Raw genomic sequence first — 23,559 nt, 5'->3', positions numbered from 1 at the left:
GCTGGGGCTTGTCTCAATACTGGAAACGATTAACCGGCTTAGCCGCATAACCTGAACCGCCGTATACGGAACCGTATGTACGGTGGTGTGAGAGGACGGCGGTTGTGAAACCGCCTCCTACTCGATCTGGCGTTCGGGTTACATCAATCGATGTACTCGAACAGCTTCACAATCTTTTGTACGCCGGAAACACCCTGTACCAAATTGGTCGCCTGGGCGGCTTCCTGCTTGGTCAGCAGGCCCAGCAAGTAGACGATGCCATTCTCGGTCACGACCTTGATGCGTGAGCCGGGAATGCTCGGGTCGGTGAGCATCTGGGCTTTGATCTTGGTGGTCAGCCAGGCGTCGTTATTACGGGCCAGCAACGACGAAGGCTGCATCACTTGCAGTTCGTTATGCACGGTCTTGACCCGCTGGACGGCAGCCGCGGCCTGCTCGGCTTGAGCCTTGAGGTCGGAGCGGGGTGTTTGTCCGGCGAGCAGCACGACGCCGTTGAAGCTGGTCACGACGATGTGCGAGTTGCGATCCAGGTCCGGGTTGGCCTTGGCCACGTTCACGCCGACCTTGGTTTCGATCAGGGAGTCGTCGATCTTGCTACCGAAGGTGCGAGTGCCACGGTCATCTTGAATAGGGCTTTCACGGCTGGCGCTCACCATCGAGGTGCAGCCGCTGATGGCAAGGCTCAGGGTCAGGGCCACAAGGCCGAGGCGATTAAGGGTCATTCTTCACTCCCGAACAATTGGCTGTCGATCAAGTCGCAGAGGCAGTGGATCGCCAGCAGGTGAACTTCTTGAATGCGTGCGGTGACGTTGGCCGGTACGCGAATTTCGACGTCTTCAGGCAAAAGCAGCGAGGCCATGCCGCCGCCGTCGCGACCGGTCAATGCTACGACAATCATTTCGCGATCATGTGCGGCCTGGATCGCTTGAATAATGTTGGCCGAGTTGCCGCTGGTGGAAATCGCCAGCAATACGTCGCCGGGTTGGCCCAGTGCACGGATTTGCTTGGAAAATATTTCGTTGTAGCTGTAGTCGTTGGCGATCGAGGTGATCGTCGAGCTGTCGGTGGTCAGTGCGATGGCTGGCAGGCTTGGGCGCTCGCGCTCGAAACGGTTAAGCAATTCGGAAGAGAAATGCTGTGCGTCGCCGGCCGAACCGCCATTACCGCACGAAAGCATTTTGCCTTCGTTGAGCAGGGCGTTGACCATCACTTGGCTGGCTTGCTCGATGTGCGGTGCAAGTACGTCCATCGCCTGTTGCTTGGTATCGATACTGGCCTGAAAAAGCTGGCGAATTCGGGATTGCATGTCCATCTGTGTGACCTTAAGTGGCGCGGCTTGGTGGCACGGCAAAGTGCGGCCCGCAAAGCAAAGAGCAAAAGTATTGGGTTAAAGGCGGCCTTGCCCGAGAGCGGTCAGCTATCAAAGGCATTCCGTAGCCAGTTCAGCTGTGTTGCGGTGCTGTCTATGGCAACTACATCAAAGCGGCAGGGGGAATCGGCCCAGCGCGACTCGCTTTGCAGAAAGTACTGCGCGGCGAGAATCAGTTTTTGACGCTTGCGCGCATCGATGCTGCCGAGCGCGCCACCCCATTGGGTGTTTTGTCTGTAGCGGACTTCGACGAATACTACTGTATCGCCGTCAAGCATGACCAGATCAAGCTCACCGCGTTTACACAGCCAGTTCTGCGCCAGGAGGCATAGGCCCTGTTGCTGGAGATGCTGGAGCGCCTGGCTTTCAGCATCTCGCCCGCGTTGTTGGCGTGACCTGTCAGGCATTAACGTTGGGTGTCTGGCAGGCGCTGAACCTGCCCGTTGACGAACTGTGCCCAAGGCAACTGACGTTGAATACGCTGTGTCGGGCTCATGCTCAGGTTGCCCGATTGGCCTTCGATGGTGCTGTCAGGCAATGCCTTGAGCTGACCCAGGCGTGGAGCCAGGCGGTAGGCATCGACACCCATGGCATACAGGCGGCCCAGGCTGCCACTGGCTTGCGGCCATTGAGCGGTCACTTGCTGGCGCAGCGGATCATTGATGTTCAGCAGCCATGGGGTATCGCAGAAGCGAATGCCATTCATGTCGTTGTACTGGTTCTGGTCGCCGCTGGCGCTGTACACATGGGACGTGGCGTAGACCGGTACGTCGCCCGCGTACTGGAAGTTCAGCGTGGGCTTGATCTGTTGGGCCTGTTGCGGGGTCGAGGCTAGGAAGATGAACTCGATGTCCTGGCGACGCGAAGGTTGTGCGGCGACCTGGGAGCCCAGGGTGCTTTGCAGACTCTTGGCGCGACCTTCGCTCTGGCGCAGCTGGAACAGGTCGGCGATTTGCTGGGCCAGTTGCACGGGCTGGTCGACACGTTCGACACCGATGATGGTGCCGCCGTTGCCTTGCCAGTCCTGACTGAACGCCTTGAGGACGCGATCGCCCCATTCGCCTTTTGGTACCAGGACGGCGGCGCGATGCAGGCCGTCGGCCCGTGCGCGACGGGACACTTCGCGGGCTTCGTCCTCGGCGGCCAGGCCGAACTGGAACAGTTGGGCGGGGACTTGATCGCCTTCGCTGTAGTTCAGTGCCAGGGTGGTGATGGGCAGTTGTGGGCGGGCGCTGAGTTGTTTGACCAGTGGTTTTTCCAGTGGGCCAACAACCAGTTGCACCCCATCGGCCTGCGCCTTGCGATAGAAGTCGTCCAGCGAGGTCAGACGCGAGCTGTCATAAAACTCGATGGCTGGTGGCTTCTGTCCGGCCTGTTGAGCCTGATAGTGAGCGGCCATGAAGCCTTCGCGCAGGGCCTTGGCCACCGAGGCCAACGGGCCTTCCTGGGGCAGCAGCAGGGCGATTTTGCTGACGGGCTGGCTGGCCAGTTGCTTGAGCTGGGTCAGGGGCAGAGGCAGTTGAATGGCGGCCGGGTGTTCCGGGTGCTGGGCACGCCATTGCTCGATGGCAGCCTGTTGCAGTTCCAGCGTGCCCGCGGTTTTCACCGCCACGGCCAGGCTCATCCAGCCACCGAGTTCGTCGTCGGTGATCGGTTGCAGTTGATCGGTTGGTAGGGACGCGATAAGTCCCCAGATGGCCTCATGGTTCTTGCTGGCGGCGTCACCTTCGAGCATCGGTGCAATGGCGATGCGCTGGCGGACGGCGGCCAGGGTCTGGCCATCGGCTTCGAGGGCGCGGGCGCGGACGGTGCCGGTGCGCACTTGCTGCTCGTCGGGCAACTCGTCCAGGCGTTGCAGGCTTGGATGGCTCAGGGCGGTTAGCGCCGCCTTGGGCTGGTTGCGAGTCATGGCCAGTTCCGCCGCCAGGGTGCTGGCGAAGACCTGTTGGCCGGGCTTCAGCTGTTGCACTGGAACCTGTTGAAGTATTTGCGCGGACTGGTCGGCGTTACCTTGACGGTAGGCCAGGTCGGCGGCGCTCAGGCGCAGCAGGGCAGCCTTTTCCGGATTGTCTGAGGTGGCGGCCTGTTCGAGCAGTTGCTCGATACTGGCATCCGCAGTCCGTGGAAGGTCGCCAAGACTGGACGAGGGCGAGCTGGCGCAAGCCGCCAGCAAGGCAGCAAGGCAGAGGGCAGTGAACAGCCGCAGGCAAGCGATCATGTAAGTGTTCCTGATACTCGATCAAATTAGCGTGGAATTGTACCCAAGCGCTGGCCGGGGCGCGATGTTGCTGGTGTGAAACGTTCAATTTAGGTCGTGTAAATGTTACGGGGCTCAACAGTGGCGGGTGTCCAATGACGACAGTGACGCTCATCCGAGGGGCTACTACGCGCTACAATGGCGGTTTTACCAACCATGAGGTGTGCGCTTTGACTGCTCCAGGTGCTTTGAATTCCGCTGCTGGCTCGCTTTATGTGGTGGCGACGCCCATCGGCAACCTGGATGACATCAGTGCCCGCGCGCTGAAAATCTTGCGTGAGGTGGCGTTGATCGCAGCTGAAGATACCCGTCACTCCTTGCGGTTACTGCAACATTTCGGGATTGGTACGCCTTTGGCCGCTTGCCATGAGCACAACGAGCGCGATGAGGGCAGTCGCTTCATTACGCGTTTGCTGGCAGGCGACAACGTCGCGCTGATTTCTGACGCGGGTACTCCACTGATCTCTGATCCCGGTTATCACCTGGTGCGTCAGGCGCGGGCGGCCGGTATTAATGTAGTCCCGGTTCCGGGTGCTTGCGCGTTGATTGCGGCATTGTCTGCGGCGGGGCTGCCGTCGGACCGCTTTATCTTCGAGGGTTTCCTGCCGGCCAAGGCCGTTGGGCGTCGTGCGCGTCTGGAGTCTATAAAGGAAGAACCGCGCACCTTGATCTTTTACGAGGCGCCGCACCGGATTCTGGAGTGCCTGCAGGACATGGAACAGGTGTTTGGCGCAGGCCGTCCGGCGTTGCTGGCGCGTGAGCTGACCAAGACCTTCGAGACGCTCAAGGGGCTGCCGTTGGCCGAGTTGCGTGCCTTCGTCGAGGCCGACAGCAATCAGCAGCGCGGCGAGTGCGTGGTATTGGTGGCTGGCTGGACGGCCCCGGAAAGCGAGGACGCGGTCAGCAGTGAGGCGATGCGTGTCCTCAATCTGTTGCTCGAGGAGATGCCCCTCAAGCGTGCGGCAGCCCTGGCGGCGCAAATAACCGGTGAGCGCAAGAACGTGCTTTATCAAGTGGCCCTGGAAAAGCAGAAAGGCGAGTAAGCGCGCGGGCTGTAGAGCGGTAAAAGGCTTTTATTGCTTGTTCTTCGGGCGTTGTGCCGTTAACCTTCGCGGCGGAGAGTCGATCGGACAGTCGCTGCCCTCTATGAAAATTAGGGGGGGGAGGAAAGTCCGGGCTCCATAGGGCGAAGTGCCAGGTAACGCCTGGGAGGCGCGAGCCTACGGAAAGTGCCACAGAAAATAACCGCCTAAGCACTTCGGTGCCGGTAAGGGTGAAAAGGTGCGGTAAGAGCGCACCGCACGACTGGCAACAGTTCGTGGCTAGGTAAACCCCACTTGGAGCAAGACCAAATAGGGTCCCAAGGCGTGGCCCGCGCTGGGACCGGGTAGGTTGCTAAAGGTGTCCAGTGATGGCCATCGTAGACGAATGACTGTTCAAGACAGAACCCGGCTTACAGATCGACTCTCCACCTTATTTATCTTCTCTGCCTGAGCCACAGGCAGAGAGGCTTGGTACTATCGACTGGCTAGCGTTCAAGTGGCTGGCGGTGATAAGTTTAATGTCGATAGACCGTCCCGCAGGACCCCGTTTGCAGAGGCGCCCGTAGTAGCCATTACCCACCCTGCTTGAATCAATAGCAGACGCGCTTTTGTAATACCAAAAAAATCTTACTCTTAACAAATTACTTTAACTTCTGAACGTAGCCTTCAGTGCTGCTTCAAGTTGTCGAGCTCAATCCCCCGTCAAATACTCGTAACCTCTTCTTTTGCGCCTCTAAATCTCCGATCTGTAAGGCTTTTCCTACGATCCGCGCCTTGACGGTGTGGTAGGCGCATTCCTATAGTGTGCACAAGTGGCGAAAAGTGGCATGAAGTGGGTTTTTTGAGCGTAAAACGCTAAAATTTGGAGAAACGCTAACGTGTTTCGCGGAGCCAACGCTATTAGTCTCGATGCAAAAGGCCGTCTCGCCATGCCGAGCCGGTATCGTGACGAGCTCGTTTCGCGAAGTTCGGGGCAGTTAATCGTAACGATTGATGCCGTTGACCCTTGTTTGTGCGTTTACCCCCTCGATGAGTGGGAGCTGATTGAAACCAAACTGCGCGCACTGCCTTCGCTGCGCGAAGAAAACCGTCGTTTGCAACGCTTGCTGATTGGTAATGCCGTCGATCTCGAACTCGATGGCAGTGGTCGTTTTCTGGTTCCGCCGCGTCTGCGCGAATACGCCAAGTTGGATAAGCGCGCAATGCTGGTAGGCCAACTGAACAAGTTCCAATTGTGGGACGAGGATGCCTGGGATGCAGTGTCTGCTGCTGACCTGGCTGCTATTCAACAACCGGGCGCCATGCCTGATGAACTGCGTGATTTGATCCTGTGACTATTGATAGCGGCTTTAACCACATCACCGTACTGCTTGACGAAGCCGTCGAGGCTCTCGCCGTACGCCCTGATGGGTGCTATCTCGATGGCACCTTCGGGCGCGGCGGTCATAGCCGCCTGATACTCAGCCAGCTTGGTCCAGATGGCCGGTTGCTGGGATTCGACAAGGATCCTCAAGCGATTGCCACCGGGCAAACGCTAGCGGCCGAAGACGGCCGCTTTGTCGTTGTGCAGCGCAGCTTTGCCGAGCTGGGTTCGGAAGTGGCCGAGCGCGGCCTGGCCGGCAAGGTCAGCGGCGTTCTGCTTGACCTGGGGGTGTCTTCGCCACAGCTCGACGATCCCGAACGCGGCTTCAGCTTCCTCAATGACGGCCCGCTGGACATGCGCATGGACCCGTCCCGCGGGATCAGTGCGGCCGAGTTCGTCAACACCGCGCCTGTCGAAGAAATTGCCCGCGTATTCAAGGAATACGGCGAAGAACGTTTTTCCGGTCGCATGGCCCGTGCCGTGGCCGAGCGTCGCGACATCAAGCCGTTCGAGCGCACCGGGGATCTGGCCGAAGTCCTGAAAGTGGCCAACCCGGCCTGGGAAAAAGGCAAGAACCCTGCCACCCGTGCATTCCAGGGCCTGCGGATTCACGTCAACAACGAACTGGGCGACCTTGAAACCGGTCTTGAAGCGGCGCTCGAGGCGCTGGAAGTCGGTGGTCGTCTGGTGGTGATCAGCTTCCACTCGCTGGAAGACCGCATCGTCAAGTTGTTCATGCGCAAACTGGTCAAGGGTGAAACCGATAACCTGCCGCGCAACCTGCCGGTACGTTTCGAAGCCTTTGTGCCGAAAATCAAAATCCATGGCAAAGCGCAGTTCGCCGGCGAAGCCGAGCTCAAAGCCAACCCACGTTCGCGTAGCGCCGTCATGCGCGTCGCGGAGAAGCTGCGGTGAGCAAGCTCTTTGCCAAGCCTCTTCCAGGCGGCAGCTTTTTCATGCTGCTGCTGTTTGTTGGCGTGCTGATGTCCGCGATCGCGGTGTCCTACAGCGCCCACTGGAATCGTCAGCTGCTCAACTCGCTGTACAACGAGTTGAGCGTGCGTGACAAGGCACAGGCAGAGTGGGGTCGCCTGATCCTCGAGCAAAGTACCTGGACGGCCCACAGCCGTATCGAAGTACTGGCCACCGAACAACTGAAAATGCACATCCCGGGCGCGGCTGAAGTGCGAATGGTGGCGCCATGATGAAACTCGAAGGCGCGCTGTTTCCCTGGCGTTTTCGCCTGGTGCTGGGCTTGCTCGGCATCATGGTGGCGGCGATTGCCTGGCGCATCATCGACCTGCAGGTCATCGATCGCGACTTCCTCAAGGGGCAGGGCGATGCGCGCAGTCTTCGTCACATTCCCATTCCAGCTCACCGTGGCCTGATCACCGACCGCAACGGTGAACCCTTGGCCGTGAGTACCCCGGTCACGACCTTGTGGGCCAATGCCAAGGAAATGCAAACGGCCAAGGAAAAATGGCCGGCGCTGGCGGCTGCCCTGGGCCAGGACCCGAAAGCCCTGACCGAGCGCCTGGAAGCCCAGGCCAACAAGGAATTCATCTATCTGGTGCGCGGGTTGACCCCCGAGCAGGGCCAGCTCGTGCTCGACCTCAAGGTGCCCGGTGTCTATGGCATTGAAGAGTTCCGGCGTTTCTACCCGGCCGGTGAAGTCACCGCCCATATGGTTGGCTTTACCGATATCGACGATCACGGTCGTGAAGGGGTGGAACTGGCCTATGACGAATGGCTGGCGGGCGTTCCCGGAAAGCGTCAGGTCATCAAGGACCGGCGCGGCCGGTTGATCAAAGACGTTCAGGTGACCAAAAACGCCAAGGCCGGTAAGCCCTTGGCGTTGTCCATTGACCTGCGCCTGCAATACCTGGCTAACCGCGAGTTGCGTAACGCCATCATCGAGAACGGCGCCAAGGCCGGCAGCCTGGTGATCATGGACGTGAAGACCGGCGAGATCCTCGCCATGGTCAACCAGCCAACCTACAACCCGAACAACCGCCGTAACCTGCAACCGGCGATGATGCGTAACCGCGCGATGATCGACGTGTTCGAGCCAGGTTCGACCATGAAGGCGATCTCCATGAGCGCCGCGCTGGAATCCGGTCGCTGGAAGCCGAGTGACACCGTCGAGGTGTACCCGGGCACGCTGCAGCTGGGCAAATACACCATCCGCGACGTTTCCAAGACAGAAGGCCCGGTACTGGACCTGACCGGGATCCTGATCAACTCCAGTAACGTGGGCATGAGCAAGATCGCCTTCGATATCGGCGGCGAAACCATTTTCCGTCTTGCCCAGCGGATTGGCCTGGGCCAGGACACCGGCCTGGGCTTCCCGGGCGAGCGGGTCGGCAACCTGCCGAACTACCGCGAATGGCGCAAGGCCGAGACCGCGACACTGTCCTATGGCTACGGTATTTCGGTGACGGCCATCCAACTGGTCCATGCGTTTTCGGCGCTGGCCAACAACGGCCGTCTCGCACCGCTGACCCTGATCAAGACCGACAAGCCCCCGCAAGCCGCCCAGGTGATGCCGGAAAGCGTGGCCAAAACCATGCAGGGCATGTTGCAGCAGGTGATCGAGGCTCCGCGCGGTGTGTTCCGTGCACAAGTACCGGCCTATCACGTGGGCGGCAAGTCAGGTACTGCGCGTAAGACCTCGGTGGGCACCAAAGGCTATGCCGAAAACTCCTATCGTTCGCTGTTCGCCGGCTTCGGCCCGATGAGCGATCCGCGTTTCGCGATCGTTGTCGTGATTGATGAACCGAGCAAGGCCGGCTACTACGGTGGCCTGGTTTCTGCGCCGGTGTTCAGCAAAGTGATGTCCGGCACCCTGCGCCTGATGAACATCACCCCGGACAACCTGCCACCGACCCAAACAGCCAATGCAACACCGGCTATTCCAGTTAAAGCCAACGGAGGGCGCGGCTGATGTCTCTTAGCCTGAACAAGATTTTTGCCCACGCAGGTCATGACCTGCTGATCCGCGAACTGACCCTGGACAGCCGTAGCGTGCGGGCAGGCGACCTGTTCCTTGCCGTGCCTGGCGGCAAGTTCGACGGCCGTGCGCACATTGCCGATGCGCTGCAGCGCGGTGCGGCGGCGGTGGCGTATGAAGTCGAAGGGGCAACCGTCCTGCCGATTACCGACGTGCCATTGATTCCGGTGAAGGGCCTGGCCGCGCAGCTGTCCGATATCGCCGGGCGCTTTTATGGCGAGCCGAGCCGTCACCTGAACCTGATTGGCGTGACCGGCACCAACGGTAAAACCAGTGTGACCCAACTGGTCGCGCAAGCGCTGGACCTGCTGGGGCAACACTGCGGCATCGTGGGCACCTTGGGCAGCGGTTTCCATGGCGCGCTGGAAAGCGGCCTGCACACCACGCCGAACCCCATCGCCGTTCAGGCCACCCTGGCTGACCTGAAAAAGGCCGGTGCCAAGGCCGTGGCCATGGAAGTGTCTTCCCATGGCCTGGATCAAGGCCGAGTCAGCGCGCTGGCATTTGATGTGGCCGTGCTCACCAACCTGTCGCGCGATCACCTGGATTACCACGGCACCATGCAAGCCTACGGCGAGACGAAAGCCAGGCTGTTCGGCTGGAACGACTTGAAGTGCCGGGTCATCAACCTCGATGACGAGTTCGGTCGGACGCTGGTTGCTGACAAGGGTGAGTCGCGGCTGATTACCTATAGCCTGGAAGATTCCAGTGCCTACCTGTATTGCCGTGAAGCTGCGTTCGACGACGAAGGCGTACGCGCCACGCTGGTGACGCCACAGGGCGAACACCATCTGCGTAGCACCTTGCTGGGGCGATTCAACCTGAGCAACGTGCTGGCCGCGGTAGGCGCACTGCTGGGGCTGGACTACGCGCTGGATGAAATTCTGCGTGTGCTGCCAAAACTCGAGGGTCCGGCCGGTCGCATGCAGCGCTTGGGCGGTGGCAGCCAACCCTTGGTGGTGGTCGATTATGCCCACACCCCGGATGCGCTGGAAAAAGTCCTGATGGCCTTGCGTCCGCACGCCAAGGGCAAGCTGCTCTGCCTGTTCGGTTGCGGCGGCGATCGCGATCGGGGCAAGCGTCCGTTGATGGCCGAAGTGGTTGAACGCCTGGCCGATGGCGTGCTGGTGACCGATGACAATCCGCGCACCGAAGACCCCGCGCAGATTTTCGATGATATTCGCGTCGGTTTTTCCGCTGTGGATAAGGTTCGTTTCGTTCCCGGTCGCGGTCGGGCAATTGCCGAGCTGATTGCCGGTGCCAGCGCCGATGATGTGATTGTCCTGGCCGGCAAAGGTCACGAGGATTACCAGGAAATCAACGGCGAACGCCATGACTTCTCTGATCTGGTCGAGGCCGATCATGCCTTGACCGCATGGGAGGTGGCCCGTGCTTAAGGCCTTGAAACTCAGCGAAGTGGCAGGCCCATTGGCAGGCCGCGTACTGTCCGTAGACAGCCATTTTGACGGAGTCAGCATCGACAGCCGGGCGATCCAGCCTGGCCAACTGTTCATTGCGCTGACCGGTCCGCGCTTTGATGGTCATGACTACCTGAACGACGTGGCCGCCAAAGGCGCGGTTGCCGCCGTGGTCGAGCGTGAAGTGGCCAACGCCACCCTGGCGCAGTTACTGGTCAAGGATGCGCGCCAGGCGTTGGGCCAGCTCGGCGCGCTGAACCGTGCCGCGTACCCGCATCCAGTGGCGGCGATCACCGGTTCCAGCGGCAAGACCACGGTCAAGGAAATGCTCGCGAGCATCCTGCGCACGCGTGGCCCGGTGCTGGCGACCCGTGGCAACCTGAACAACGACCTCGGCGTGCCGTTGACCTTGCTCGAACTGGCCCCGGAACATACCGCAGCCGTTATCGAACTCGGCGCCTCGCGCATCGGCGAGATTGCCTACACCGTCGGCCTGACCAAGCCGCATGTCGCGATCATCAACAATGCCGGTACCGCCCACGTTGGCGAGTTTGGCGGGCCGGAGAAAATCGTCGAAGCCAAGGGCGAGATTCTCGAAGGGCTGGACACTGATGGCGTCGCCGTCCTGAATCTCGACGACAAGGCCTTTGTCATCTGGGAAAAGCGCGCGGCCGGCCGTCAGGTGCTGACATTTTCCCTGGACGACAGCCGTGCCGATTTCCACGCCAGCGGCCTGGATCGCGATGCACGTGGCTGCCCATCGTTCACCCTGCACAGCCCGCTGGGTATCGCGCATGTTCAATTGAATCTGCTGGGTGCCCATAACGTGGCCAATGCCCTGGCAGCTGCCGCGGCCGCTCATGCCCTGGGTGTATCGCTGTCCGGTATCACCAGCGGCCTGAATGCCGTGCAACCGGTCAAGGGGCGCGCGGTTGCGCAGCTGGCGACCAACGGCATGCGCGTAATTGATGATACTTACAACGCAAACCCCACCTCCATGTGCGCTGCCGTTGATATACTGGTCGGCTTTTCCGGTCGCACCGTCCTGGTGCTCGGGGATATTGGCGAGTTGGGCGAGTGGGCGGAGCAGGGGCACCGCGAAGTTGGCGCGTATGCCAGCGGCAAGGTTTCCGCACTTTACGCAGTAGGCCCGATGATGGCGCATGCCGTCGCAGCCTTCGGTGAACAGGCTCGTCATTTCGCCAACCAGGCGGATCTGATTGCGGCGCTGGGCGCCGAACACGATACAAACACCACTATTTTGATCAAGGGCTCGCGCAGCGCTGCGATGGAAAACGTCGTCGCGGCCTTGTGCGGTTCGAGCGGGGAGAAACATTAATGCTGCTGCTGCTAGCGGAGTACTTGCAACAGTTCTACAAGGGCTTCGCGGTCTTTCAGTACCTGACCCTGCGCGGGATTCTCGGTGTACTGACCGCGCTTGTACTGTCGCTGTGCTTCGGCCCGTGGATGATCCGCACCCTGCAGCACCGTCAGATCGGCCAATCGGTCCGTCACGACGGCCCGCAATCGCACCTGTCCAAATCGGGCACCCCGACCATGGGCGGCGCGCTGATCCTGTCGGCCATCGCTGTCAGCACCTTGCTCTGGGCCGACCTGAGCAACCGTTATGTCTGGGTCGTGTTGTTGGTGACCCTGCTGTTCGGCGCCATCGGCTGGGTTGACGACTACCGCAAGGTCATCGAGAAAAACTCCCGTGGCCTGCCCAGTCGCTGGAAATACTTCTGGCAGTCGGTGTTTGGCCTGGGCGCGGCGATTTTCCTGTACATGACCGCCGCCACACCGGTGGAAACCACCCTGATCCTGCCGATGCTCAAGGACTACAGCATTCCGCTGGGCGCCGGTTTCATCGTGCTGACCTATTTCGTGATCGTCGGCTCCAGCAACGCGGTCAACCTGACCGACGGCCTCGACGGCCTGGCAATCATGCCGACCGTGATGGTGGGCGGCGCGCTGGGAATCTTCTGCTACCTGTCGGGTAACGTGAAGTTCGCCGAATACCTGCTGATCCCTTATGTTCCGGGCGCGGGTGAGTTGATTGTGTTCTGCGGTGCGTTGATCGGTGCCGGCCTGGGCTTCCTCTGGTTCAACACCTACCCGGCGCAAGTCTTCATGGGCGACGTCGGCGCACTGGCGCTGGGCGCGGCCTTGGGCACCATCGCGGTGATCGTCCGCCAGGAAATCGTCCTGTTCATCATGGGCGGTGTGTTCGTGATGGAAACCCTGTCGGTGGTGATCCAGGTGGCTTCTTTCAAGCTGACCGGTCGCCGCGTGTTTCGCATGGCGCCGATTCACCACCACTTTGAACTCAAGGGCTGGCCCGAGCCGCGCGTGATCGTCCGTTTCTGGATCATCACCGTGATTCTCGTGCTGATTGGCCTTGCCACCCTGAAGCTGAGGTAGAACGAGTGTCTCTGATCGCTTCTGACCACTTCCGCATCGTTGTCGGCCTCGGCAAGAGCGGCATGTCCCTGGTTCGCTTCCTGGCGAACCGGGGCGTGGCGTTTGCAGTGGCCGATACGCGGGAAAATCCACCGGAGCTGGTCACGCTGCGCCGTGACTACCCGCACGTGGAAGTGCGTTGTGGCGAGCTGGACGTCGAATTCCTCTGCCGCGCCGACGAGCTCTACGTGAGCCCTGGCCTGGCCCTGGCGACACCCGCCCTGCAGGCGGCTGCGGCCCGAGGGGTGAAATTGTCCGGTGACATCGAGCTGTTCGCGCGTAACGCGAAGGCGCCGATTGTCGCCATCAGCGGTTCCAACGCGAAAAGCACCGTGACCACCCTGGTCGGCGACATGGCGGCCGCCGCCGGCAAGCGCGTGGCCGTGGGCGGCAACCTCGGCACGCCGGCACTCGACCTGCTGAGCGACGACGTCGAGCTGTACGTGATGGAGCTCTCGAGCTTCCAGCTGGAAACCACCGATCAGCTCAACGCTGAAGTGGCCACCGTGCTCAACATCAGCGAAGACCACATGGACCGCTACAGCGGCCTGCCGGCCTACCACCTGGCCAAGCATCGGATCTTCCGTGGCGCCAGGCAGTTCGTGGTCAACCGTCAGGACGCCCTGAGCCGTCCACTGATGGGCGAAGGCCAGCCCTGCTGGACCTTCGGCTTGAGCAAACCTGACTTCAAGGCCTTCGGTATCCGTGAAGAAGACGGCGAGAAGTACCTGGCCTTCGAATTCCAGAACCTGATGCCGGTGCGCGAGTTGAAAGTTCGCGGCGCCCACAACCAGTCCAACGCCCTGGCGGCGCTGGCGCTCGGTCATGCGGTCGGCCTTCCGTTCGATGCGATGCTTTCGGCGCTGCGTAACTTCGCCGGCCTCGAACACCGTTGCCAGTGGGTGCGTGACCTGGATGGCGTCGGTTACTACAACGATTCCAAAGCCACCAACGTCGGAGCGGCCCTGGCTGCGATCGAAGGCCTGGGCGCGGACATCGACGGCAAGATCGTGCTGATCGCCGGTGGTGACGGCAAGGGTGCCGAGTTCAAGGACCTGCGCGATCCGGTGGCGGCCAACTGCCGCACCGTGATCTTGATGGGCCGTGATTCCGACAAGATCGGCGAGGCCATCGGCGATGCCGTACCGCTGATTCGCGCGGGTTCCCTGGTTGACGCCGTGGCGCAATGCCGTGCCGCAGCCCAACCGGGCGACGTAGTGCTGCTGTCGCCGGCGTGCGCCAGTTTCGACATGTTCAAGAACTACGAAGACCGTGGTCACCAGTTCGTCCAGGCCGTGAACGCATTGGCCGGGGAGGACGTGGTATGAACCTGAAAGACATCATCAAGCCGTACCCGTCGCCGCTCATCACCGGGCGTGGCATCGACCTTGACTTCCCGATGCTCGCCGGCTGCCTGACGCTGCTCGGTCTCGGGCTGATCATGATTGCATCGGCATCGACCGAGGTGGCGGCGGCGCAGTCGGGCAGTGCCCTGTATTACATGATTCGCCACCTTATCTACGTGGTGCTGGGCCTTGCTGCCTGCATCGTCACCATGATGATTCCGATCGCTACCTGGCAACGCCTGGGCTGGGTGATGCTGATTGGCGCGTTCGGTCTACTGGTGATGGTGATCATCCCGGGGATCGGTCGTGAAGTGAACGGTTCGATGCGCTGGATCGGCTTCAGCTTCTTCAACGTTCAGCCTTCCGAGATCGCCAAGGTGTTCGTGGTGATCTACCTCGCCGGTTATCTGGTGCGTCGTCAGAAAGAAGTGCGTGAAAGCTGGATGGGCTTCTTCAAGCCGTTCATCGTACTGCTGCCGATGGCGGGCCTGTTGCTGATGGAGCCGGACTTTGGCGCCACCGTCGTGATGATGGGGGCCGCTGCGGCAATGCTGTTTCTCGGTGGGGTCGGGCTGTTCCGTTTTTCCCTGATGGTTGTCCTGGCGGTCGGGGCGGTGGTGTTGTTGATCCAAATGCAACCGTATCGAATGGCGCGCCTGACCAACTTTGCCGACCCGTGGGCTGACCAGTTCGGTGCTGGCTATCAGTTGTCTCAAGCCTTGATCGCTTTCGGTCGCGGCGAATGGCTGGGCGTTGGCTTGGGCAACAGTGTGCAGAAACAGTTCTACCTGCCGGAAGCCCACACCGACTTCGTGTTCTCGGTATTGGCCGAAGAACTGGGCGCTATAGGTTCGTTGTGCACGGTAGCGCTGTTCGCCTTTGTCTGTATTCGTGGCATGTACATCGGCTTGTGGGCCGAGAAGGCCAAGCAGTATTTCGCCGCCTACGTGGCCTACGGTTTGTCGTTCCTGTGGATCGGTCAGTTTCTGATCAATATCGGAGTGAACGTCGGCCTGCTGCCGACCAAGGGCCTGACTTTGCCGTTTCTCAGCTACGGCGGCAGCTCGCTGGTGATCTGCAGCGCCTGCCTTGGCCTGTTACTGCGCATCGAGTGGGAGAGTCGGACCCACCTGGGCAGCGAAGAGATTGAATTCAAGGAGAGCGATTTTGCCGAGGAGCCGACCCATGGGCGCTAACGTGCTGATCATGGCGGGCGGCACCGGTGGCCACGTGTTCCCGGCGCTGGCCTGTGCCCGCGAGTTTCAGGCCCGTGGCTACACCGTGCACTGGCTCGGCACCCCGCGCGGGATCGAAAACGAGCTGGTCCCGAACGCGGGCCTGCCGTTGCACCTGATCAACGTCAGTGGCCTGCGCGGCAAGAGCAAGCTGTCGCTGCTCAAGGCGCCCTTTGTCCTGCTCAAGGCGATCTGGCAGGCGCGCCAGGTCATCCGTCAGCTCAAGCCGGTCTGCGTACTGGGCTTTGGCGGCTATGTCACCGGTCCCGGTGGCGTGGCAGCGAGGCTGGCCGGGGTCCCGGTGATCGTTCACGAACAGAATGCCGTCGCCGGTACCGCCAATCGGCTGCTGGTGCCGTTGGCCGCACGAGTCTGCGAAGCTTTCCCGGACACCTTTGCTGCCAGTGGCAGCCGGCGTACCACCGGTAATCCGGTACGCGCCGAGTTGTTCCTCGAAACACAACGTCCAGCCCTGGCCGGACGTAAAGCGCGCTTGTTGATCCTGGGCGGTAGCCTGGGCGCAGAACCGTTGAACAAATTGCTGCCTGAAGCCCTGTCGCAGGTGCCTGCCGAACTGCGACCGGAAGTGTTTCATCAGGCCGGAAAAAATCACGATGAAGTGACTGCCGAGCGCTATCGCGCCGCCAGCGTCGAGGCGCAGGTGCAGCCTTTCATCAAAGACATGGCCCAAGCCTATGGCTGGGCCGACCTGGTGGTCTGTCGCGCAGGCGCGCTGACTGTCAGTGAGCTGGCCGCTGCCGGTCTGCCCTCGATGCTGGTGCCTTTGCCCCACGCGATCGACGATCACCAGACCCGCAACGCCGATTATTTGGCTCGTGAAGGCGCCGCCTTCCTGATGCCGCAAAGAACGACTGGCGCAGCGGATCTCGCTGCACGCCTGACAGAGGTCTTGATGCAACCACAACGACTCAACGACATGGCCAGCGCCGCTCGTCGCCTGGCCAAACCCGATGCAACCCGTAACGTGGTCGATATCTGCCTGGAGGTGGTTCATGGTTGAGAGTCAGAAAGCCATGCCGCAACCTGAAATGCGCCGCATCCGTCGTATCCACTTCGTCGGTATCGGCGGTGTGGGCATGTGCGGGATCGCCGAAGTGTTGTTGAACCTGGGCTATGAAGTGTCCGGTTCCGACCTGAAGGCCTCGCCGGTGACCGAGCGCCTGGAGTCCTTCGGCGCACAGATCTTCATCGGCCACCGCGCCGAGAACAGCGCGAGCGCCGATGTGCTGGTGGTGTCGAGCGCCGTGAATACCTCCAACCCGGAAGTCGCGACCGCGCTGGAGCGCCGCATTCCGGTGGTGCCACGTGCCGAGATGCTGGCCGAGCTGATGCGCTACCGCCATGGCATCGCAGTGGCCGGTACCCACGGCAAGACCACCACCACCAGCCTGATCGCTTCGGTGTTCGCCGCCGGTGGCCTGGACCCGACGTTCGTGATCGGTGGCCGCCTGAATGCAGCCGGCACCAATGCCCAGCTGGGCACCAGCCGCTACCTGATCGCCGAAGCCGATGAAAGCGACGCCAGCTTCCTGCACTTGCAGCCGCTGGTGGCCGTGGTCACCAACATCGACGCCGACCACATGGCGACCTACGGCGGTGACTTCAACAAACTGAAGAAAACCTTCGTCGAGTTCCTGCACAACCTGCCGTTCTACGGTCTGGCGGTGTTGTGCCTGGACGATCCGGTGGTTCGTGAAATCCTGCCACAGGTCAAGCGCCCGACGGTCACTTACGGTTTCAGCGAAGAAGCCGACGTGCGCGCCATCAATGTTCGCCAGCAGGGCATGCAGACCTTCTTCACGGTGCTGCGTCCTGACCGTGAGCCGCTGGATGTGTCGGTGAACATGCCGGGCAACCACAACGTCCTCAATGCCCTGTCGACCATCTGCATCGCCACGGACGAAGGGGTCAGCGATGAAGCCATCGTCCAGGGCCTGTCGGGCTTCCAGGGCGTTGGCCGACGCTTCCAGGTGTACGGCGAACTGCCGGTCGAAGACGGCAGCGTGATGCTGGTCGACGACTACGGTCACCACCCGACCGAAGTCGCCGCGGTGATCAAGGCCGTCCGCGGTGGCTGGCCGGAGCGCCGCCTGGTGATGGTCTACCAGCCACACCGTTACAGCCGCACCCGCGACCTGTACGACGATTTTGTCAATGTACTGGCTGACGCCAACGTCCTGCTGCTGATGGAAGTCTACCCGGCCGGCGAAGAGCCGATCCCGGGCGCGGACAGCCGCAAATTGTGCAACAGCATTCGCCAGCGCGGCCAGCTCGACCCGATCTACATCGAGCGCGGCGTCGACCTCGCGCCACTGGTCAAACCGTTGCTGCGTGCCGGCGACATCCTGCTGTGCCAGGGCGCCGGCGATATTGGCGGCCTTGCGCCGAAACTGTTGAAGAGTCCGTTGTTCGCGGGTGCCATTGTCGCGCCTAGCGAGGGGAAGTTGAAATGACTGCAGCCTACGCCAACCTGTTCTCGACCATCGCCCCGAAAGAGTTCGGCCGTGTTGCCGTGCTGTTCGGTGGTAAAAGCGCTGAACGCGAAGTCTCGCTCAAGTCCGGTAACGCTGTGCTTGACGCCCTGCAAAGCGCCGGCGTGGACGCCTTCGGCATCGACGTCGGGGACGACTTCCTGCAGCGCCTGCTCAGTGAAAAGATCGACCGCGCGTTCATCATTCTCCACGGCCGTGGCGGTGAAGACGGCAGCATGCAGGGCCTGCTGGAGTGCCTCGGCATTCCCTACACCGGCAGCGGCATCCTGGCTTCGGCCCTGGCCATGGACAAACTGCGCACCAAGCAGGTCTGGCACACCCTGGGCATTCCGACGCCACGTCATGCGGTATTGAGCAGCGAAGCCGACTGTATTTTGGCGGCGACGGAACTGGGCTTCCCTTTGATCGTCAAACCGGCGCATGAAGGTTCAAGTATCGGTATGGCCAAAGTGACATCAGCGTCTGAGTTGACCGACGCCTGGAAAGCGGCCAGTGCCTACGATTCGCAAGTTCTGGTTGAGCAATGGATTCAAGGTCCGGAGTTCACCATCGCCATGCTGCGTGACCAGGTGTTGCCACCGATTGCCCTGGGGACGCCGCACACTTTCTATGACTACGACGCCAAGTACCTGGCTTCCGATACCCAGTACCGGATCCCGTGTGGCCTCGACAGTGCCAAGGAACAAGAGCTCATGGACCTTACGGCGAAAGCCTGTGAGGCGCTGGGCATCGCCGGTTGGGGGCGGGCAGACGTGATGCAGGACGCCGATGGGCAGTTCTGGTTCCTGGAAGTCAACACCGCACCGGGCATGACCGATCACAGCCTGGTGCCAATGGCGGCACGGGCAGCAGGCCTGGATTTCCAACAGTTGGTGTTGGCGATCCTGGCGGCAAGCGTTACCGGCAACGAAGAGCTGCGAGGTTAAGGCCATGCAAGGCGCCCATCTACGTCATCAGCCACCCGCACCCGGCCGCAAGCCGGTGCCGCGGGGTGCCAGCCGAATGGTGGCCAAAGAGCCGATGTCGGTGCGCCTGCCCAAAGCCAATTTCGCTTTTCTCAAAGCCGTGTTCTGGCCCGTGCTGCTGGTGGCCCTGGGGTTCGGTACCTACGAAGGCGCACAACGCTTGATGCCGTACGCCGACCGGCCGATCACCCGGATCAACGTGCAGGGCGACTTGAGCTACATCAGCCAGCAAGCGGTGCAGCAGCGGATCGCTCCGTACGTGGCGGCGAGCTTCTTCACCATCGACCTGGCGAGCATGCGCACCGAGCTCGAGCAGATGCCATGGATCGCCCACGCCGAAGTGCGTCGCGTCTGGCCGGACCAGGTGGTGATTCGCCTGGAAGAACAACTGCCCGTGGCCCGCTGGGGCGATGAGGCATTGCTGAACAACCAGGGCCAGGCGTTTACGCCGCGCGAGTTGGCCAACTACGAGCATTTGCCACAGTTGTTCGGCCCGCAGCGGGCCCAGCAGCAGGTGATGCAGCAGTACCAGGTGTTGAGCCAGATGCTCAGGCCTTTGGGTTTTTCGATTGCCCGGCTGGAGTTGCGTGAACGCGGCAGCTGGTTCCTGACCACGGGTGCCGGCAGTTCGGGACCGGGGATCGAGTTGTTGTTGGGCCGCGGCAAGCTGGTGGAAAAGATGCGCCGCTTCTTTGCCATCTATGACAAGACGCTTAAAGAACAGATTACGAACATTGCGCGCATCGACCTGCGTTATGCCAACGGCCTTGCCGTCGGCTGGCGGGAACCTGTAGCGCCCACGACGGCCCAACCCGCCGTCGCGAAGAATTGAGAAGAGGCAGGACCATGGCAAACGTGCAAAGCGGCAAAATGATCGTCGGTCTGGATATCGGCACCTCCAAGGTGGTGGCGCTGGTAGGCGAGGTCGCGGCCGATGGCCAGCTGGAAATCGTCGGGATCGGTACACACCCGTCCCGCGGCCTGAAGAAGGGCGTGGTGGTGAATATCGAGTCCACCGTGCAGTCCATCCAGCGTGCGATCGAAGAAGCGCAACTGATGGCCGGTTGCCGGATCCACTCGGCGTTCGTCGGCGTGGCCGGCAATCACATTCGCAGCCTGAACTCCCACGGTATCGTGGCGATTCGTGATCGCGAAGTCAGCTCGGCCGACCTTGAGCGCGTCCTCGACGCCGCCCAGGCCGTGGCGATTCCGGCCGACCAGCGGGTACTGCACACCTTGCCGCAGGATTACGTGATCGATAACCAGGAAGGCGTGCGTGAGCCGCTGGGCATGTCCGGCGTGCGTCTGGAAGCCAAGGTCCACGTGGTGACCTGCGCGGTGAACGCGGCACAGAACATTGAAAAGTGCGTGCGTCGCTGTGGCCTGGAAATCGACGACATCATCCTCGAGCAACTGGCGTCCGCGTACTCGGTACTGACCGACGACGAGAAAGAGCTGGGCGTGTGCCTGGTGGACATCGGCGGCGGTACCACCGACATCGCGATCTTCACAGAAGGCGCGATTCGTCATACCGCAGTGATCCCGATTGCCGGTGACCAGGTGACCAACGACATCGCCATGGCGTTGCGCACCCCGACCCAGTACGCCGAAGAAATCAAGATTCGCTACGCCTGCGCCCTGGCCAAGCTGGCCGGCGCCGGTGAAACCATCAAGGTTCCGAGTGTCGGTGACCGTCCGCCGCGCGAGCTGTCCCGCCAGGCCCTGGCCGAAGTGGTCGAGCCGCGTTACGACGAACTGTTCACCCTGATCCAGGCCGAACTGCGTCGCAGTGGCTACGAAGACCTGATTCCGGCCGGCATCGTGCTGACCGGCGGTACCTCGAAGATGGAAGGTGCCACCGAGCTGGCCGAAGAGATTTTCCACATGCCGGTTCGTCTGGGCGTGCCCCATGGCGTCAAGGGGCTGGACGATGTGGTGCGTAACCCGATTTATTCAACCGGCGTTGGTTTGCTGATGTACGGCCTGCAAAAGCAGTCCGACGGCATTTCCTTCTCGGGGATCAGCAGCAACCGCGACAGCTACAGCAACGAAGAGGCCAAGGGCCCGTTGCTTGATCGCATCAAAAGCTGGGTCCAGGGCAATTTTTAAGCAGTAGATTCAAGCGGTACGCAACACGCAGTAGGCGCAGTAGGCGAAAAAACTAGAGAAATGAAGGAGAGGGAAAATGTTCGAACTCGTAGACAACATCCCCGCAAGCCCGGTTATTAAAGTTATCGGTGTTGGCGGTGGCGGCGGCAACGCTGTCAATCACATGGTCAAGAGCAACATTGAAGGCGTTGAGTTCATCTGCGCCAACACTGATGCCCAGGCGCTGAAAAACATCGGCGCGCGGACCATCCTGCAACTGGGCACCGGCGTGACCAAAGGCTTGGGTGCCGGCGCGAACCCTGAGGTCGGTCGTCAGGCCGCCCTGGAAGACCGTGAGCGCATTGCTGAAGTGCTGGCCGGCACCAACATGGTGTTCATCACCACCGGCATGGGCGGCGGTACCGGTACCGGTGCGGCTCCGATCATTGCCGAAGTGGCCAAGGAAATGGGGATCCTCACCGTTGCGGTGGTGACCCGCCCGTTCCCGTTCGAAGGCCGCAAGCGTATGCAGATCGCCGACGAAGGCATCCGCATGCTCTCCGAAAGCGTTGACTCGTTGATCACCATTCCCAACGAGAAGCTGCTGACCATCCTGGGCAAGGACGCAAGCCTGCTGTCGGCTTTCGCCAAGGCTGACGACGTTCTGGCCGGTGCCGTTCGCGGTATCTCCGACATCATCAAGCGTCCAGGCATGATCAACGTCGACTTTGCCGACGTACGTACGGTCATGAGCGAAATGGGCATGGCCATGATGGGCACTGGCTGCGCCAGCGGTCCTAACCGTGCGCGTGAAGCGACCGAAGCGGCGATCCGCAACCCGTTGCTCGAAGACGTGAACCTGCAAGGTGCACGCGGCATCCTGGTGAACATCACCGCCGGTCCTGACCTGTCCCTGGGTGAGTACTCCGACGTGGGTAGCATCATCGAAGCCTTCGCTTCCGAGCACGCCATGGTCAAGGTCGGTACCGTTATCGATCCGGACATGCGCGATGAACTGCACGTGACTGTGGTTGCCACCGGCCTGGGTGCTAAAATCGAGAAACCTGTGAAGGTCATCGACAACACCGTTCACACTTCCATGACCACAGCAACGGCTCCAGCCCATGCCGCACGTCAGGAAATGCCGTCGGTGAACTACCGCGACCTGGATCGCCCAACCGTGATGCGCAACCAGGCTCAGGCCGGTGCGGCAGCGGCGGCGAAGCTCAATCCGCAAGACGATCTGGACTACCTGGACATCCCGGCATTCCTGCGTCGTCAGGCCGATTGATGAAATGTATCAGGGGTATTAGGGTGATTGGTGTTCAGCAAAGGTCTGGTCTGCTATTATCGCCAGCCTTTGTTGATACCAGTTCGCAATTTGCGCTGAAGCGGCCCATGCCATGATTAAACAACGCACCCTGAAGAATATTATCCGTGCCACAGGTGTCGGCCTGCACTCCGGGGAGAAGGTTTACCTGACCCTCAAGCCTGCGCCTGTAGACACTGGCATTGTGTTTTGTCGTGCTGACCTTGACCCTGTGGTGCAGATTCCTGCTCGCGCGGAAAACGTTGGCGAAACCACTATGTCGACGACACTGGTCAACGGTGACGTCAAAGTGGACACGGTAGAGCACTTGCTCTCGGCCATGGCTGGCCTGGGCATCGATAACGCCTACGTCGAGCTCTCCGCGTCCGAAGTCCCGATCATGGATGGTAGCGCTGGACCTTTCGTATTCCTGATTCAATCGGCTGGCCTGGAAGAACAGGACGCAGCCAAGAAGTTCATCCGGATCCTGCGTGAAGTGACAGTGGAAGACGGCGACAAGCGCGCCACTTTCGTCCCTTTCGACGGTTTCAAAGTGAGTTTCGAGATCGATTTCGATCACCCGGTGTTTCGTGACCGCACTCAAAGTGCCAGCGTGGATTTTTCCAGCACTTCGTTCGTAAAAGAAGTCAGCCGCGCCCGGACCTTTGGTTTCATGAGTGATATCGAGTACCTGCGCAAGCACAACCTCGCACTCGGCGGTAGCGTTGAAAACGCCATCGTGGTCGACGCTGATGGTGTACTGAACGAAGACGGCCTTCGCTATGAAGACGAATTCGTGAAGCACAAGATCCTCGATGCCATTGGTGACCTCTACCTACTGGGCAATAGCCTGATTGGTGAGTTCAAAGGCTTCAAGTCGGGCCATGCACTGAACAACCAGCTTCTGCGCAAATTGATTGAGCAGACAGATGCTTGGGAAGTCGTGACCTTCGAAGACGCCAGCACTGCACCGATCTCTTACATGCGCCCTGTTGCGGCTGTGTAAGTAAAAACCTCTCTAGTTTTTAAAGGCTGCCTTCGGGTGGCCTTTTTTTATGGTTCTTCACGGATTACCGGGAAAGACGCTCTTGATCTTCATGAAAAAGAATTCGCTATCCCGGTAACCGTACGCCACCCGCTTGATGACCTTTATTCGATTGTTGATACCTTCCAACTGACCCGT

The 23,559-nt window shown here is 60.8% G+C and carries 22 protein-coding genes and 1 other RNA gene; 18 read left to right on the top strand and 5 right to left on the bottom strand.

What is annotated here, in order from left to right:
* Window positions 1–143: 143 nt before the first annotated feature.
* The 4 genes from CKW29_RS25070 to CKW29_RS25055 form a co-directional block, all read right to left on the bottom strand.
* Window positions 144–722 (bottom strand): BON domain-containing protein, encoded by a 579-nt coding sequence (locus tag CKW29_RS25070; protein ID WP_095079811.1) that lies wholly within the window; start codon window positions 720–722, stop codon window positions 144–146.
* A complete protein-coding gene (locus CKW29_RS25065; RefSeq protein WP_007904374.1) occupies window positions 719–1,312 on the bottom strand; it encodes a phosphoheptose isomerase in 594 nt (197 codons plus the stop codon). Before CKW29_RS25065 ends, CKW29_RS25070 begins: the two co-directional genes overlap by 4 nt.
* Window positions 1,313–1,413: 101 nt before the next feature.
* Window positions 1,414–1,776, bottom strand: a complete 363-nt coding sequence (locus CKW29_RS25060) for a YraN family protein (protein ID WP_095146669.1) — start codon at window positions 1,774–1,776, stop codon at window positions 1,414–1,416.
* Window positions 1,776–3,587 carry a penicillin-binding protein activator gene (locus tag CKW29_RS25055; RefSeq protein WP_095146668.1) on the bottom strand — a complete coding sequence of 604 codons (1,812 nt, stop codon included), beginning with the start codon at window positions 3,585–3,587 and terminating at the stop codon, window positions 1,776–1,778. Before CKW29_RS25055 ends, CKW29_RS25060 begins: the two co-directional genes overlap by 1 nt.
* Window positions 3,588–3,796: 209 nt before the next feature.
* Between CKW29_RS25055 and rsmI the strand changes: the two genes are divergently transcribed.
* From rsmI to lpxC, 18 genes are all read left to right on the top strand, one after another.
* Window positions 3,797–4,669, top strand: a complete 873-nt coding sequence (gene rsmI / locus CKW29_RS25050) for a 16S rRNA (cytidine(1402)-2'-O)-methyltransferase (RefSeq protein ID WP_095146667.1) — start codon at window positions 3,797–3,799, stop codon at window positions 4,667–4,669.
* Window positions 4,670–4,744: 75 nt separating this feature from the next.
* Window positions 4,745–5,098: RNase P RNA component class A (gene rnpB, locus CKW29_RS25045), an RNA gene on the top strand.
* A gap of 449 nt (window positions 5,099–5,547) precedes the next feature.
* A complete protein-coding gene (gene mraZ, locus CKW29_RS25040) occupies window positions 5,548–6,003 on the top strand; it encodes a division/cell wall cluster transcriptional repressor MraZ (RefSeq protein WP_019693566.1) in 456 nt (151 codons plus the stop codon).
* Complete coding sequence (rsmH, locus tag CKW29_RS25035; RefSeq protein WP_371850661.1) at window positions 6,000–6,947, top strand: 16S rRNA (cytosine(1402)-N(4))-methyltransferase RsmH; 948 nt, start codon at window positions 6,000–6,002, stop codon at window positions 6,945–6,947. The genes mraZ and rsmH overlap by 4 nt, the downstream gene beginning before the upstream one ends.
* On the top strand, window positions 6,944–7,237 hold the full coding sequence (gene ftsL / locus CKW29_RS25030; protein WP_095079819.1) for a cell division protein FtsL: 294 nt from the start codon (window positions 6,944–6,946) through the stop codon (window positions 7,235–7,237). Before rsmH ends, ftsL begins: the two co-directional genes overlap by 4 nt.
* Entirely contained in the window at window positions 7,237–8,976 is a 1,740-nt protein-coding gene (locus CKW29_RS25025) for a penicillin-binding protein 2 (RefSeq protein ID WP_176465346.1), read from the top strand. Before ftsL ends, CKW29_RS25025 begins: the two co-directional genes overlap by 1 nt.
* Window positions 8,976–10,439, top strand: coding sequence for a UDP-N-acetylmuramoyl-L-alanyl-D-glutamate--2,6-diaminopimelate ligase (locus CKW29_RS25020; protein ID WP_095149304.1), 1,464 nt, complete (start codon window positions 8,976–8,978; stop codon window positions 10,437–10,439). The genes CKW29_RS25025 and CKW29_RS25020 overlap by 1 nt, the downstream gene beginning before the upstream one ends.
* Window positions 10,432–11,799 (top strand): UDP-N-acetylmuramoyl-tripeptide--D-alanyl-D-alanine ligase, encoded by a 1,368-nt coding sequence (gene murF / locus CKW29_RS25015; protein WP_095146664.1) that lies wholly within the window; start codon window positions 10,432–10,434, stop codon window positions 11,797–11,799. Before CKW29_RS25020 ends, murF begins: the two co-directional genes overlap by 8 nt.
* On the top strand, window positions 11,799–12,881 hold the full coding sequence (mraY, locus tag CKW29_RS25010; RefSeq protein WP_095146663.1) for a phospho-N-acetylmuramoyl-pentapeptide-transferase: 1,083 nt from the start codon (window positions 11,799–11,801) through the stop codon (window positions 12,879–12,881). The genes murF and mraY overlap by 1 nt, the downstream gene beginning before the upstream one ends.
* Window positions 12,882–12,886: 5 nt before the next feature.
* Window positions 12,887–14,248, top strand: a complete 1,362-nt coding sequence (murD, locus tag CKW29_RS25005) for a UDP-N-acetylmuramoyl-L-alanine--D-glutamate ligase (RefSeq protein ID WP_095149303.1) — start codon at window positions 12,887–12,889, stop codon at window positions 14,246–14,248.
* Window positions 14,245–15,462, top strand: coding sequence for a putative lipid II flippase FtsW (gene ftsW / locus CKW29_RS25000; protein WP_095146661.1), 1,218 nt, complete (start codon window positions 14,245–14,247; stop codon window positions 15,460–15,462). Before murD ends, ftsW begins: the two co-directional genes overlap by 4 nt.
* Window positions 15,452–16,522 (top strand): undecaprenyldiphospho-muramoylpentapeptide beta-N-acetylglucosaminyltransferase, encoded by a 1,071-nt coding sequence (murG, locus tag CKW29_RS24995; RefSeq protein WP_095146660.1) that lies wholly within the window; start codon window positions 15,452–15,454, stop codon window positions 16,520–16,522. Before ftsW ends, murG begins: the two co-directional genes overlap by 11 nt.
* Window positions 16,515–17,975 carry a UDP-N-acetylmuramate--L-alanine ligase gene (gene murC / locus CKW29_RS24990; protein ID WP_095146659.1) on the top strand — a complete coding sequence of 487 codons (1,461 nt, stop codon included), beginning with the start codon at window positions 16,515–16,517 and terminating at the stop codon, window positions 17,973–17,975. Before murG ends, murC begins: the two co-directional genes overlap by 8 nt.
* Window positions 17,972–18,940, top strand: a complete 969-nt coding sequence (locus CKW29_RS24985; protein ID WP_095149302.1) for a D-alanine--D-alanine ligase — start codon at window positions 17,972–17,974, stop codon at window positions 18,938–18,940. The genes murC and CKW29_RS24985 overlap by 4 nt, the downstream gene beginning before the upstream one ends.
* A 4-nt stretch (window positions 18,941–18,944) precedes the next feature.
* Window positions 18,945–19,811 (top strand): cell division protein FtsQ/DivIB, encoded by an 867-nt coding sequence (locus tag CKW29_RS24980; protein ID WP_095149301.1) that lies wholly within the window; start codon window positions 18,945–18,947, stop codon window positions 19,809–19,811.
* Window positions 19,812–19,825: 14 nt separating this feature from the next.
* Window positions 19,826–21,088, top strand: a complete 1,263-nt coding sequence (ftsA, locus tag CKW29_RS24975; RefSeq protein ID WP_095146656.1) for a cell division protein FtsA — start codon at window positions 19,826–19,828, stop codon at window positions 21,086–21,088.
* Between the two features lie 76 nt (window positions 21,089–21,164).
* A complete protein-coding gene (ftsZ, locus tag CKW29_RS24970; RefSeq protein ID WP_095146655.1) occupies window positions 21,165–22,358 on the top strand; it encodes a cell division protein FtsZ in 1,194 nt (397 codons plus the stop codon).
* 112 nt (window positions 22,359–22,470) lie between these two features.
* Window positions 22,471–23,382, top strand: a complete 912-nt coding sequence (gene lpxC / locus CKW29_RS24965; protein ID WP_008016709.1) for a UDP-3-O-acyl-N-acetylglucosamine deacetylase — start codon at window positions 22,471–22,473, stop codon at window positions 23,380–23,382.
* Window positions 23,383–23,439: 57 nt separating this feature from the next.
* Here the strand turns inward: lpxC and CKW29_RS24960 are convergent.
* Window positions 23,440–23,559: transposase (locus tag CKW29_RS24960; protein WP_141234428.1), on the bottom strand; the 120-nt coding region annotated here is incomplete at its 5' end.

Origin of the sequence: Pseudomonas sp. Irchel s3a18 (assembly GCF_900187535.1) — a bacterium.
Classification (GTDB): domain Bacteria; phylum Pseudomonadota; class Gammaproteobacteria; order Pseudomonadales; family Pseudomonadaceae; genus Aquipseudomonas.
Note: the sequence above shows the minus strand (reverse complement) of the source record. Positions and strands in the feature narration are given on the sequence as shown.

Coding starts and splice junctions, on each gene's coding strand:
- CKW29_RS25070 (WP_095079811.1), bottom strand. CDS start 722: ATGACCCTTAATCGCCTCGGCCTTGTGGCCCTGACCCTGAGCCTTGCC.
- CKW29_RS25065 (WP_007904374.1), bottom strand. CDS start 1,312: ATGGACATGCAATCCCGAATTCGCCAGCTTTTTCAGGCCAGTATCGAT.
- CKW29_RS25060 (WP_095146669.1), bottom strand. CDS start 1,776: ATGCCTGACAGGTCACGCCAACAACGCGGGCGAGATGCTGAAAGCCAG.
- CKW29_RS25055 (WP_095146668.1), bottom strand. CDS start 3,587: ATGATCGCTTGCCTGCGGCTGTTCACTGCCCTCTGCCTTGCTGCCTTG.
- CKW29_RS25025 (WP_176465346.1), top strand. CDS start 7,237: ATGAAACTCGAAGGCGCGCTGTTTCCCTGGCGTTTTCGCCTGGTGCTG.
- CKW29_RS25020 (WP_095149304.1), top strand. CDS start 8,976: ATGTCTCTTAGCCTGAACAAGATTTTTGCCCACGCAGGTCATGACCTG.
- mraY (WP_095146663.1), top strand. CDS start 11,799: ATGCTGCTGCTGCTAGCGGAGTACTTGCAACAGTTCTACAAGGGCTTC.
- ftsW (WP_095146661.1), top strand. CDS start 14,245: ATGAACCTGAAAGACATCATCAAGCCGTACCCGTCGCCGCTCATCACC.
- murG (WP_095146660.1), top strand. CDS start 15,452: ATGGGCGCTAACGTGCTGATCATGGCGGGCGGCACCGGTGGCCACGTG.
- murC (WP_095146659.1), top strand. CDS start 16,515: ATGGTTGAGAGTCAGAAAGCCATGCCGCAACCTGAAATGCGCCGCATC.
- CKW29_RS24985 (WP_095149302.1), top strand. CDS start 17,972: ATGACTGCAGCCTACGCCAACCTGTTCTCGACCATCGCCCCGAAAGAG.
- CKW29_RS24980 (WP_095149301.1), top strand. CDS start 18,945: ATGCAAGGCGCCCATCTACGTCATCAGCCACCCGCACCCGGCCGCAAG.
- ftsA (WP_095146656.1), top strand. CDS start 19,826: ATGGCAAACGTGCAAAGCGGCAAAATGATCGTCGGTCTGGATATCGGC.
- ftsZ (WP_095146655.1), top strand. CDS start 21,165: ATGTTCGAACTCGTAGACAACATCCCCGCAAGCCCGGTTATTAAAGTT.
- lpxC (WP_008016709.1), top strand. CDS start 22,471: ATGATTAAACAACGCACCCTGAAGAATATTATCCGTGCCACAGGTGTC.